The sequence below is a fragment of the Duganella sp. CF402 genome (assembly GCF_900109645.1).
Lineage (GTDB): Bacteria > Pseudomonadota > Gammaproteobacteria > Burkholderiales > Burkholderiaceae_D > Rugamonas.
The window spans coordinates 3,318,995-3,331,037 of sequence record NZ_FOBG01000001.1 but is presented as its reverse complement, the minus strand read 5'-3'; the positions used below and the strand labels follow the sequence as shown (position 1 = coordinate 3,331,037).

The window sequence follows — 12,043 nt, the reverse complement described above, 5'->3', positions numbered from 1 at the left end:
TTCCCTTCATGATCATTACAGGCGCGCCAGTTCCAGCACCGCCATCCGGTAGTAGCTGCTGCTGACAGCACCCTTCTCAATCGCGCGCTGGAAGTAAACGCGCGCTTTCATTTTGTCCTGCGCCAGCGCACTGGCTTTACCGGCGTAGAAATAGGCTTCGGTCAGGCGTGCTTCCAGTCCATTGACGCCGTCGTGGCTGGCCTGGCGCAGCATCGGCTCGGCCGACTGCCTGGTTTTGAACATGTGCAGCGCGGCGCTCAGCCAGGTTTCAGCCAGCGGCACGTCGCTGCTGCCGGCGGCTGGCGCGTCGACGGCTGCGCCATTCATGGCCAGCCAGATCAGGGCGCGCATGCGCAGCAGCGGATCGTCGGCGGCTTTGCCGGCGCGCGTGAAGTCGCTCAGGGCTTCCGGCTTGTTGCCCTGATACAGATCGGCCCAGCCTTTGCGCAGCCAGACACCGTCGTCGCCGGCGCCCAGTGCCGTGGCGCGCGCGTAGTCGGCGGCGCTCTCCTTGAAATTGCCTGCGCCGAAGTTGACCTCCGCGCGGCACAGCAGCTTGTCCGGCGAGGTGTTTTGTCCTTGCAGCGCTTTGTTGGCGTCCTTCAGTGCCTCGGCGTGCTTGCCTTGCCAGGAATAGGCGCGCGCCCGTTCACACAAGGCGCCGCCAGCATCCTGGCCGGTGATCGCGGCATCGCCGATCACTTTGCTGGTGGCTTTGATGGCGGCGTTGATGCGGTCCTGAACCTGCTGCGCGAAGTCCACCGCATTGGCCGGCTTGACCACGTTCGGCCGCACGTAAAGGCTGGTCTGGATGGCTTCATTCATCTTGCGCGCGGCGCCGACAAACTCCGGCACCTGCGGCGCCGCCACGCGGTCGGCAGTGACCTGCAGCCGCAGCTTGAGGTTGACTTCGCGGCCGCTGAAGTTGAGCGCCTTGGTTAGCGTGAAGGCGTCGCTGGCGATGCTGGTTTGCGACGGCGAGTAGCGCGCATCGATATCGGGCGGCAGCGTGGCGTCGAAGTTGTAGAGGTGGATGGCCGGCGCATTGGGCACCGCCAGCGGCAGCTCGCGATGCGCCACGTCGGGTACGTACAGCTGGTCGGTGAGGTTGACCGGCAGGTAGCGCACCTTCCAGCCTTCGGTTTCCTTTTCCATGAAGTTGTCGATGCGGTAGCGCAGGTCGATGCTGAGGCGATTATTGACACGGTCATCGTTGATCTTCGGATCATCCAGCAGCGCGAATTCGGTGTAGCGGCGGCCCATCGAGGCTTCGTAGCCTTTGCGCAGCTGCGCCGTGGACAGGTTGGCCAGCTGCACCCGCAGGAATTCGGCGTCGGTGCCGGCGTATTCGTTGTGCACTTGCATCTCGGCCGGCTTGTCGGCGGCGGCGACCACCACGCGCTCGCTGCGCTGGTCGGTGTACAGTTCCGGATCGGCCGGCAGCGGGATGGTTTCCAGCGCGTCGTTGCCGGCGGCGATGGCCAGCACCTGCGCGCCCGCATGCACTTGCCCCATGCGATCGAGTTTGCCGTACTGGCCCAGGCGGGTCGGGTCGAAATAGTAGGTCTTGTCCTGCACGCGCGCGCGCACGATGGCATGGTTGAACAGCACGGGACTAGGCAGCATCTGGTCCAGTCCTTTCTTCGAGCTGGTCGAGACCAGCACCGGCTGCGCTTCGACGCCGAGCGCGCGCAGCATGGTCACCATCAGCAGGGTCTTGTCCTTGCAGTCGCCGTAGCGGCGCTGCAGCACCTGCGCCGGCGGATAGGGGCGGTGCGAGTTCTCGCCCATCGACAGCGACAGGTAGCGGATATCGTTCTGCACGAACTCCAGCACTTTGCCTACCTTGTCTTGCACGGTGGCGGCCTTGCGCGCCTCGCGCAGCGCTTCGTCCAGCGCGGGACCGGCCGGACCGGTATCGAACAGCGCGGTCGCCCACTGGCTGACGTCGCGCCAGCGGTTCAGTTCAGAGAACTGGATGAAGCGGTGGCCGTGCACGTCGGTCGGCACATACGGCTCGCCCAGAATCGCGGCGATGTTGCGCGCTTCGAAGCGCAGGATGCGGCGGCCGTCGCGCAGCGTTTCGACCGGCTTGACGGCGTCGCCCTTGCCGATCATGCGATGGTAGATGGTGCGTCCCTGCGGCGTGTTGAGCGTCACCCGGCGCAGGCTCACCGGCGCCGTGCTGTCCCACGAGGCGGCGTCGTAGAATTTTCCGCCGAAGACGGGATTGTCGCCGATCAGCGAGTACGCAATGTCCAGCGTGTCGCCCACGCGCACGTCGTCGGTGACGATGGCGGCGGTCACCGCGCCCGAATACAGGCCCTGATCGAGGCTGGTTTCGCGCTGCAGGAAGCGGATGTCGGCCGCCTTCAGTTTGTCGATCACCTGGCCGCCGCGCAGCAGGCGCAGGCTATGCAGCTGCACGCGCTGGTACTCGGGCTGGAAGCTGATTTCAAACTGGCCCAGCGCCGACAGGCTGGCCGCTTCGTTGGCCGTCAGCGCGCGGTGGATGTAGACGGTGGGCTGGTCCGCCACGTAGAACTGGACGTCGGACAGTCGCATCGACAGCGGCGCCTTCATCGCCGCCGGCAGTTCGCGGAGATCGTCGACCCAGGCCGGCGCCGCATCGCCGCGCGTGAACGCGCTTTCGGCGATTTGCACGCTGCGGGTGGCGGCCGAGGTGGTGGGCTGGGCCGGCGCCGGCACGGCGCAGAGAACGGAGGAGAACAGGCAGGCGCACAACAGGCGAAGGTGCTTGGGCATTGGTGATCTGGCAGCAAAAATTTCAATTAAGAAATTTTACCTTATAAATTCACCAATACTCTCTCGTTTTCTCACCTGTAATCAAATTAGTCGATGATGCTGGAAATGCGCGTCGGCGAGATCGGCATGCGCACGGCGTCGGGACGCCAGCCGTAGAGGATTTCGGTGGCGCCGCCGCAGATGCGGCCCTGGCACGGGCCCATGCCGCAGCGTGTTTGCAGCTTGGCGCTGCGCCATGCGGTGTGGGTGCGCAGCTCGCCGTGGCACACGTCTTCGCAGCGGCAGACGACGGTGTCGTCGCCAGCCAGCGTGCGCAGTTCGGGACGCAGTGCGAATGCGCGCGCCAGGCGGGCGGCGAATTTCCGCCAGCCCGCGCGGCGGGCAAAGGCTTCCCTGGCTTGCGCCCGGTCGCCGCTGGCGGCCAGGCCGGCAATGCGGCCCTCGGCCAGTGCCAGGTCGACGCCGCCAATGCCGGTGCCTTCACCGGCGCAGTAGACGTCTTCCACCGAAGTTTGCTGCCATTCGTCGACCGTCACTGCGGTCTGCCCATCGCGCCGGGCGGTGGCGCAGCCGAGCGCCTGCGCCAGTTCCACGTTGGGCAGCAGGCCGTAGCCGCAGGCGAGGTAGTCGCATTGCAGGGTTTCCTGGTCGCGCGCCACGCCGCGCTGTACCTGTATCGATTGCAGCGTGCCGTCGCCGTGCGCCGAATGCACGTAGCTGTTGCGCAGGTAAGGCACGCCGCGCAGCTGCGACGCCAGTTGCAGCGCTTGCGTGATCTTGGACGGCGTGGCCAGCAGGCCAAACGCAAAGCCGGCCAGCGCCGGTGTGCTGGCTTGCTCGATGATGGCGACGATGTGCGCTCCCTTGCTCTTCAGTGTGGCGGCCGCCGCCAGCAGCAGCGGCCCGCTGCCCGCCACCACCACGCGCTTGCCCTCCAGCGGATAGCCGCCTTTGGACAGCGCCTGCAGGCCGCCGGCGCCGGTGACGCCGGGCAGCGTCCAGCCGGGGAAGGGCAGCAGGCGTTCACGCGCGCCGGTGGCGAGGATCAGTTTTTTGTAGTGCAGCGTATGCGCGGCGTCCGGCGTTTGCACCAGCAGGTGGTGCGGTTCCGGTGCATACATCACGCGCGTCTGTTGCAGGAATTCGACGTTGTCGGCCCGCTGCAAGGCGTGCCACAGCTGCGGTGCGCGCGGGTCGGCTTGCTGTTCGGGACCGCCGCGCCAGATCTGGCCGCCGGCCAGCGGGTTGTCGTCGATGATGCCGACGTGCGCGCCTTTCGACATCGCGGCATGCGCCGCCGCCAACCCGGCAGGGCCGGCGCCAACGATCAATACATCGAAGTGCTTCATGCCGCCACCTCGCTGGCGGTGACCACGTGCATGCCGTCGGCGCACAAGGTCTGGCACGACAGCTGGTGCGCGCGGCCGTTGATGGTGACGCGGCATTCCTGGCAGATGCCCATGCCGCACAATGGCGCCCGCGCCGCGCCGCCGACAGACAGGCGGGTGACGCCGCTGCCGCTCATGGCAATCGCGGCGGCCACGGTCACGCCGGACGGCACGCTGACACTGCGCGCATCGATGCAGAGGTTAATCAGTTGGTCAGGCATGGAAGCGTCCCGGCAGGTACGGCGCAAACGGGATGCGCGAGTTTTCGTTCTGTATCTGTGCGGCCAGCAGCTGCGCCGTGGCCAGCGAGGTGGTGATGCCCAAGCCTTCATGGCCGGTAGCCAGCCACAAGCCGCGCCTTGCGGCGCACGGGCCGATCAGCGGCAGGCCGTCCGGCGTGGCGGCGCGGAAGCCGGTCCAGGTACGCACGATGTTCAGCTCCGCCAGTCGCGGCGTGAAGCTGGTTGCATGGCGCAGCATACGCTGCAGCATGGCCGGCTCCACCGCAGGATCGATTGTGTCGAACTGGCGGGAGGAGCCGATCAATATCTGCCCTGTAGGGCGGGGCTGCAAATTGAAGGCCACCGAATCGCCGCTGGCGGCGTGCGCGCTCTTGATGTAGCCCAGCTCCACCAGCTGGTGCTTTACAAAGCCGGGATAGCGGTCGGTGATGGCCAGGTGTCCTTTCTTCGGCTGGATCGGCAGCTCGGGCAGCAGGGCGCTGGAACGCGCGCCGGCCGCCAGCACGATGTGCTGCGCCAGATGGCGAGTGCCGTCGCTCAGCACCACGCAGTTGTCTTCGATTGTCGTCACAGTGGCGCGCTTGGTGACGGCGCCGCGCCGCATGGCGCGATCCAGCAGGATGCGGGTGGTCTTGGGCGGATACACCAGCCCATCGCCGCGCACCAGCAGGCCGCCGGCCAGGCCGGCGCGCAGCTGCGGCTCGCGCGCATACAGCGCGGCGGGCGTCAGCATCTCGCACAGCAGGCCGTGGCCGGACAGGGTTTGCGCCTTCTCCATCGCGGCCTGCATTTCTTCTTCATCGGCGGCGACCCAGATGGTGCCGCAGCCGCTGTACTCATGGCGCTGCGGACGGTCGCCCACCAGGTCCTTCCACAGCGACAGCGAGTAGGCCGACAGCGCCAGTTCGGCCGCGTTGTCGTCCATGACCACCAGGTGGCCCATGCCGGCCGCCGTGGCGCCGCCGCCGGGGATGTCCTGCTCGATAATCGCCACGCGTACGCCGCGCTCGCTGAGCGCATCCGCACACGCCGCGCCGACGATGCCGGCGCCGATGACGATTACCTCGGCATTCCTCATCAGCGGATGCCCCACACGAATGGATCGGTTGGATCGAGGATCAGCTGCGCCTGCGAATTGACCCACGCCTTGCCGCGTACGCTAGGCAGCAGCTGGCCGTCGCGCAGGCGGTAAGAGGCGTCGAACACGCTGCCGATGACGCTTTCCTGTTTCCAGATCGCGCCTTCGGCCAGCTTGCCGTCGGCGGCCAGGCAGGCCAGCTTGGCGCTGGTGCCGGTGCCGCATGGCGAGCGGTCGTAGGCCTTGCCGGGGCAGAGCACGAAGCTTTGGCTGTCGGCGCCGGTGCGCGAGTCGGCAAACAGTTCGATGTGGTCGATCACCGCGCCGTTGTCGCCGGTGATGCCGTTGTCGGCCAGCGCCTTGGTGATGGCTACGGTGTAGCTGGTCAGCAGGTCCACATTGCGCACGCCCAGTTCCATGCCGTGGTCGGCGACCAGGTAGAACCAGTTGCCGCCGTAGGCGATGTCGCCGGTGACCGGACCGTAACCCGGCACCTCGACGGTGACGGCGGCACGGCTGCGGTAGGAAGCCACGTTGTCCACGGTGACGCTGCCGTCGGCATGCAGTTCCGCCTCCACCACGCCCACCGGCGTATCGATACGATGGCGTCCCGGCCCGATGCGGCCCATGAAGGCCAGCGAGGCCACCAGGCCGATGGTGCCGTGGCCGCACATGCCCAGATAGCCAACGTTGTTAAAGAAGATAACGCCGGCTGCGCAATCGGGGGCGTGCGGTTCGCACAGCAGGGCACCCACCAGCACGTCCGAACCGCGCGGCTCGCACACCACGGCGGAGCGGAAATTGTCATGGGCGGCGCGCAGCAGGGCGACGCGCTCGCTGAGCGGACCATTGCCCAGTTCCGGACCGCCGGCGGTGACCAGGCGGGTAGGTTCGCCGCCGGTGTGGGAATCGATGATGGAGATGGTTTTCATGCCATAAATCTTAGGCTTTGTGTAGCGGCCTGTCTTGCACCGCCTGCGCACGATGGGTGACGAAATCTGCATAATGGTGCACAATAAGGCGCATGGTTAAAGACAACGACAGCATGCGCCGTGCAATCGGCGCCGATATCGCCGATCCCTTTTTTGCGGAAGGGTTGTTTGACGCCTTGCCGGACGTGGTGTTCTTCGTCAAGGACCTCGAGGGACGCTATGTGGTGGTCAACCAGACCCTGGTGCAGCGCTGCGGCCAGCGGCACAAGTCGGCGCTGATCGGGCGCACCCCGGCGGAGGTGTTTGCCCATCCGTTCGGCCAGACTTATCTGGCGCAGGACATGGCGGTACTGGGCGGCGATGCCGACATCGAAGACCAGCTGGAACTACATCTGTACCCCAACCGCGATCCCGGCTGGTGCCTGACGCGCAAGACCGCGCTGCGCGACAAGCATGGCCGCATCATCGGCCTGACCGGCATCTCGCGCGACCTCGCAATGGCGGACAAGAAGAATCCCGCCTACCGCAAGGTGGCGGCGGCGGTGAGTGTGATTCACGAACAGTACGGCCAGCCCTTGCAGCTGCCGGAGTTGGCGCGCATCGCTAACATGTCGGTGGCGCAGATCGAGCGCTACTTCCTGCGCATCTTCCACCTGACGCCGCGCCAGATGATTATCCAGACGCGCGTGGACGCCGCTTCGCGCATGCTGGGCGGCGACGCCAGCGTGGCCGAAATCGCGCAAGCCTGCGGCTACGGCGACCACTCCGCCTTCACCCGCCAATTCAAGGCCACTACCGGCCTCACGCCCAGCCAGTTCCGGCAGATAGCCGCTGGGCGCAAGGCGGAGACTTAACCCTTCACCAGCTTTTCGCCGACGTAGGCGCGATAGTGCCTGATGCGACCGGTGACGCCTTCCGGGCCCTGGCGTGGCGTGTAGCGCATGCCGGCTACCACGTCTTCACGACCGAGGTCGATGATGATGCGGTGCGGGTGCTTGCTGCCCGGCGCGGTGGCGGCCCTGCCGCTGTAGGCGGTGTGCCAGTGGTCGGTGGCCTGGCCGTTGATGGCGTTGAGGGCGCCGCCGTCTTCCTTGGTCGCTTCCTCGCTGCTGACGTAGGCGATGGTCCAGTTGGACTGGTTGAGCGGCTTGCCATCTGTGCCCAGCAGCGCCAGTTCGGCCACGGCGGCGTATTGCTTGCCGTCGAAGGCGTCCAGTGATTCGAGGCAGAACTGGCGGCCTTTCAGCGGCTGCGCAAACATCACATCCTGTACGGCGGCGCCGCGCGCGAACTCGCCTTCCTGCGCCGGCTTGACGCCTTCCAGCGCCGGCTTCACTTTGCTCGGCGGACGCGCAAGGTCCAGTTCCGGGCGCAGCTTGTCGAGGATGGGCGCCTTCACGCCTTCAATGCGCGCGCTGCGTGGGCCGGTCAGGTCCAGCACCACGACTTCGTTGCGGCCTTGTTTGATCCACGGGCCGGGCAGGTACATGGTCTGCGTCGGACCGATGCTCCAGTAGCGTCCGAGGCAGCGGCCGTTGATCCAGACGATGCCTTGTCCCCAGCCGGACATGTCGAGGAAGGTGTCGCCGGTTTGTGCGGCGTCGAAGCTGCCGCGCCAGAAGGCTGCGCCTTGCGTGCGGCCGGTCTTCCATGTCAGCGGCGGCAGCACGCCGTCGGCGTCGAAATCGATGGCGCGGATTTCCCAGTTTTCCAGCGGCTGGCCGTTGAAACGCACCGGCCCATGCAGGCCTTTGCGGTCGTGGATCTCGACGCCGAAGTTCACGCGCGCGATGGTGTACAGCAGAATCTCCAGCACGGCAGGCTTGCTGCGCGCGGGCAGGTCGACGCTGAAACGGCGGTAGCGGGTGTCCATCGTGCCGACTTGCTTGCCATCGATGCTGACCCACGCGAGGTCGCGCACCTTGGCCGCTTCCAGTGTGCCGGCAGGACCGGCCGGCAGCGTGACACGGTACGAGACCAGGCCACGGCTAATGTCGTACTGCTCGATTGGCAGTGGCGACACGGCGCGGATAATGTTCGCCGGCAGTGCGTCGGCGACGGCGCAGGACTCCTTCAACGCGAATGGCTTGATGGCGATCAGCGGATTCGGCGCCGGCGCGGGTGGCAGTGTTTCACCGGCCTGCAGGAAAGGCTTGATGCCATCGCGGTAGGCGGCGAATTTCTCGCCGGTCCATCCGGCTTCGCTGATCGGCGCGTCGTAGTCGTAGCTGCTGGTGTCGGGACGGAACGGACGGTCGCAGCCGCCCCACAGGCCGAAGCTGGTGCCGCCGTGCGCCATGTACAGGCTGAAGGAGCCGTTCATCTTCAGCATGGTCTGGATATCGGCCACGGCGCCGTTGGCTGAGCCGCGACGGTGTGGCGCGCCCCAGGTGTCGAACCAGCCGGAGTAGTATTCGCCGCACATGCGCGGGCCTTTCTGCACCTGGTCCAGCACCTTGAAGCCGGCCACCGGGTCGCTGCCGAAGTTCACCACATTGAACAAGCCGTCGATGTGCGACTTGACCACCGCATTGGTCGGGTTGCACTGGAACAGCGGCACGTCGAAACCCGCATCCTGCAGCATGCCGCGCATCTCGCGCATGTAGGACAGGTCTTCGCCGAAGAATCCGTATTCGTTCTCGACCTGCACCATCAATATCGGGCCGCCGTGCGTGATCTGCTGCGGACCGAGTATGCGGCCTACTTCCTTCATGTAGCGGCGTGCAGGCTGTACGAAGTTGGCATCGCGGGTGCGCAGGAAGGCATCGCCGGGCTGCTTCAACAGCCACCACGGCAGGCCGCCCATTTCCCATTCGGCGCAAGCATACGGGCCCGGACGCAGGATCACCCACAGGCCTTCCTGCTGCGCGAGGCGGCAGAACTCTGCGGCATCGCGCTGGCCCTGCCAATCGAAGCGGCCTTCGCGCCACTCGTGGTAGTTCCAGAACAGGTAGGCACAGACGGTGTTCAGGCCCATCGCCTTGATCGCTTTCAGGCGGTGCTGCCAGTACTCGCGCGGCACGCGGGCGAAGTGCATTTCGCCGCAGCGGATTTGCAGTCGCTGGCCGTCCAGCAGGAAGTCGGTTTCGCCGATGGTGAAGCGCGCTGCCGCTTGTGCGGACAGCGGCAGCAGCAAACTACCTATCGTAGCTGCGCCAGCGCCGCGCAGCATGCGGCGGCGGGATGTGGAGGTGATCGTCATTTAGTAGTTCACTGGGTAGTCTTTGGGGAAGCGCGCGCCGGCGAAGGCTTTCTTCTGGGTCCAGTCCTGCGCGGGCGCGGTCCAGTAACTGTCGCTGGCGGGCAGGCCCAGTGGCAGCAGGCTGGCGGAGGCGATGTACATGCTGCCGTTGTTGGAGTACCAGTCACCCAGCTCCGGCTGATGGCCGACGAAGCCGATGGTCAGGTAGCCGTCCTTGGTGAAGTTGGACGGCGCGTTCCATACGGCTTTATGCACGGCTTGCAGCGCGGCGCGGATCTGGCCTTCGGGCAGGGTTTGCGGCAGTTGCTTGCGCAGGGCCAGCAGCGCCAGTGGCTGGAAGGCGGCGGTGCGGTAGGTGAGCGAGCGGCCTATCGGCGGGAAGCTGCCGTCGGTGGCGATGAAGCGCTCAAGGTGTTCGCCGTAGCGCTGCATGCGCTTGATCGCTTGCGCGCGCAGCTCTTCCGGCTTGCCGTTCCAGAAGGCGCCTTTTTTCGCATCCAGCACGTCGAGGATTTCAACCAGCATGGGATGCATGACGAAGGCGTTGTAGTAGTCGAAGTGGAAGGCTTCGCCGTCCTTGATCCAGCCGTCGCCGACGTACCATTCGTTGATTTTTCGGATGGCGACGTTCATGCGCATCGGGTCGAATTCTTCGCCGATGGACATCAGCCACGCTTCGTTCATGGCGGCGAACAGCATCCAGTTGATGTAGGGTGGTTCGATGCGGCGCAGGGATTTGATTTCGGCGATGATGCGCTGCTTGGTCTTCGCATCCAGCGGATCCCACAGTGCTTGCGGTGTGCGCATCAGGGCGTTGGTGAAGTAGGCCGAGTCGACCAGCGTCTGGCCGGGGACTTTCCATGACAGGTAGTCAGGGCTCGCCGGGTCGACCGAGTTGGTGTAGCTTTGCAGCGCCAGTTGGTGCAGGCGCTTGCGCGTGCGGCCTTCCGGTGTGCCGTCGTCGGGCAGGGCGAGCCACGGGGCGATGCCGGCGATCAGGCGGCCGAAGCATTCAAGATAGGCCACGCCTTTGTCGCGGCCGTCCCAGGTTGGGCTGACTTCCAGTGCGAAGTTCTTTTTCAGCGTGCCGGCGGCCATGTTGACCAGCACCGGCTCGGACATTTTTTGCGCCAGCGCCGCGAGCTGCGCGCGGGCTTCGGCGCCGCTGGCGCCACCCGCGCCAGTCGTTGCTGCGGTTGCTGCGGTTGCAGCGTTAGCGGCCTGCGTCGCCGCGATGCCGCCGGCTGCGGCGCCGGCGGCGAGCGCCTGGATAAAATTCCGTCGTTCCATTCAGTCTCCGTTATTAATGACGCAGCAGGCGCACCAGCTCCGAGGACGCCAGCAAATACGCGCCGACGCCGAACGCCGTGGTCGAATTCTGATCCACCACCTGTCCCGGAATCGCGCGGTCGCCGATCGGCTGCACGTAGCCGATCTTGCCATCGGCTTGCAGTGCGGTGGTGCTCAGGTAGCGCCAACCCTTGCGCACCACCGGCAGGTATTCCGCGCGGTCCAGCAGGCCGTGATTGATGCCCCACAGGTAGCCGTACACGAAGAACGCCGTGCCGCTGGTTTCAGGTCCGGGCGCATGTTGCGGATCGAGCAGGCTGCGGGTCCAGTAGCCGTCTTCGGTCTGCGCCTTCTTCAAGACCTGCGCCATCTGCTGGAACTTGAGCACGAAATCGGTGCGGTGCGGATCATCCATCGGCAGGTCTTGCAGCACCTTGGCCAGACCGGCGAATACCCAGCCATCGCCGCGCGACCAGAAATCCTTCTTGCCATTCACGCTTTGATGCTTGGGATAGACGTAGCGCGCATCGCGGTAGTACAGCTGCGCGTCCTTATCCCACATGATGCTGTTCGAGTAATCGAAGTATTCGTACAGCTTGGAGAGATACTGTTTATTGCCCGTGATCTGGTACATCTTGGTCATCACCGGCATCACCATGTACAAGCCATCCGACCACCACCAGTAGTCTTTGTTCGGAGTGCTCATCTGGTACTCCATCACCTCGCGGGCGCGGGCGATTTTTTTCGGATCTTTATCGAGCTGGTACAAGTCGGCGTAAGTCTGGAAGCAGATCTGCCAGTCGCCGAACATCACATGATCGTCGGTCTCGCCATACTGGTACTTCCACTTGCTCTTGTCGGTCTGTTTGGCGCCTTGCCACTGGTTGTGCTCCGCCCAGTCCTGGGAATATTTGAGCCACGCCTTGTTGCCGGTGATGCGGTAGGCCTCGATATTCCCCGTGTGGTAGGCGGCGATATCCCAGAACGCCCACTTCTGCGCCGGCTCGCGCTGCTGCCAGTAGTTATTGACCTTGTTCATAATGCCGACAACCTCCTGTTCGGAGGTGTCGACTGCCGGCGGCGCCGAAGCGCAGCCGGCCAGGCTAGCCGCCAGCAAAGTGGCGGCGTAGAGTCGTTTCATCATA

Annotated in this window: 9 protein-coding genes; 1 reads left to right on the top strand and 8 read right to left on the bottom strand. The window is 65.4% G+C overall.

What is annotated here, in order from left to right; all coding sequences use genetic code 11:
* Positions 1-15: 15 nt before the first annotated feature.
* The 5 genes from BMZ70_RS14925 to BMZ70_RS14905 form a co-directional block, all read right to left on the bottom strand.
* Positions 16-2,766, bottom strand: coding sequence for a DUF3857 domain-containing protein (locus BMZ70_RS14925; RefSeq protein ID WP_092275690.1), 2,751 nt, complete (start codon positions 2,764-2,766; stop codon positions 16-18).
* 86 nt (positions 2,767-2,852) lie between these two features.
* On the bottom strand, positions 2,853-4,115 hold the full coding sequence (locus tag BMZ70_RS14920) for an NAD(P)/FAD-dependent oxidoreductase (protein WP_092275687.1): 1,263 nt from the start codon (positions 4,113-4,115) through the stop codon (positions 2,853-2,855).
* Positions 4,112-4,375, bottom strand: coding sequence for a (2Fe-2S)-binding protein (locus BMZ70_RS14915; RefSeq protein ID WP_092275684.1), 264 nt, complete (start codon positions 4,373-4,375; stop codon positions 4,112-4,114). Before BMZ70_RS14915 ends, BMZ70_RS14920 begins: the two co-directional genes overlap by 4 nt.
* Positions 4,368-5,474 carry an NAD(P)/FAD-dependent oxidoreductase gene (locus BMZ70_RS14910; RefSeq protein WP_092275681.1) on the bottom strand — a complete coding sequence of 369 codons (1,107 nt, stop codon included), beginning with the start codon at positions 5,472-5,474 and terminating at the stop codon, positions 4,368-4,370. Before BMZ70_RS14910 ends, BMZ70_RS14915 begins: the two co-directional genes overlap by 8 nt.
* The gene (locus BMZ70_RS14905; RefSeq protein ID WP_092275678.1) at positions 5,474-6,406 is read right to left on the bottom strand and encodes a 4-hydroxyproline epimerase; all 933 of its coding nucleotides are present in this window, start codon (positions 6,404-6,406) and stop codon (positions 5,474-5,476) included. The genes BMZ70_RS14910 and BMZ70_RS14905 overlap by 1 nt, the downstream gene beginning before the upstream one ends.
* Positions 6,407-6,498: 92 nt before the next feature.
* On the opposite strand from BMZ70_RS14905, the gene BMZ70_RS14900 reads away from it, so the two are divergent.
* On the top strand, positions 6,499-7,260 hold the full coding sequence (locus tag BMZ70_RS14900) for an AraC family transcriptional regulator (RefSeq protein ID WP_092275675.1): 762 nt from the start codon (positions 6,499-6,501) through the stop codon (positions 7,258-7,260).
* Here the strand turns inward: BMZ70_RS14900 and BMZ70_RS14895 are convergent.
* Genes BMZ70_RS14895 through BMZ70_RS14885 form a run of 3 tightly spaced genes read right to left on the bottom strand, consistent with a single transcriptional unit; the run spans position 7,257 to position 12,042 of the window.
* Positions 7,257-9,608, bottom strand: coding sequence for a beta-galactosidase (locus BMZ70_RS14895; RefSeq protein WP_092275672.1), 2,352 nt, complete (start codon positions 9,606-9,608; stop codon positions 7,257-7,259). The two genes, BMZ70_RS14900 and BMZ70_RS14895, sit on opposite strands and share 4 nt — an antisense overlap.
* Complete coding sequence (locus BMZ70_RS14890; RefSeq protein ID WP_092275670.1) at positions 9,609-10,898, bottom strand: DUF2264 domain-containing protein; 1,290 nt, start codon at positions 10,896-10,898, stop codon at positions 9,609-9,611. It lies immediately after the preceding gene.
* Between the two features lie 13 nt (positions 10,899-10,911).
* Complete coding sequence (locus BMZ70_RS14885) at positions 10,912-12,042, bottom strand: glycoside hydrolase family 88/105 protein (protein ID WP_229205415.1); 1,131 nt, start codon at positions 12,040-12,042, stop codon at positions 10,912-10,914.
* Between the last annotated feature and the right edge of the window lies 1 nt (position 12,043).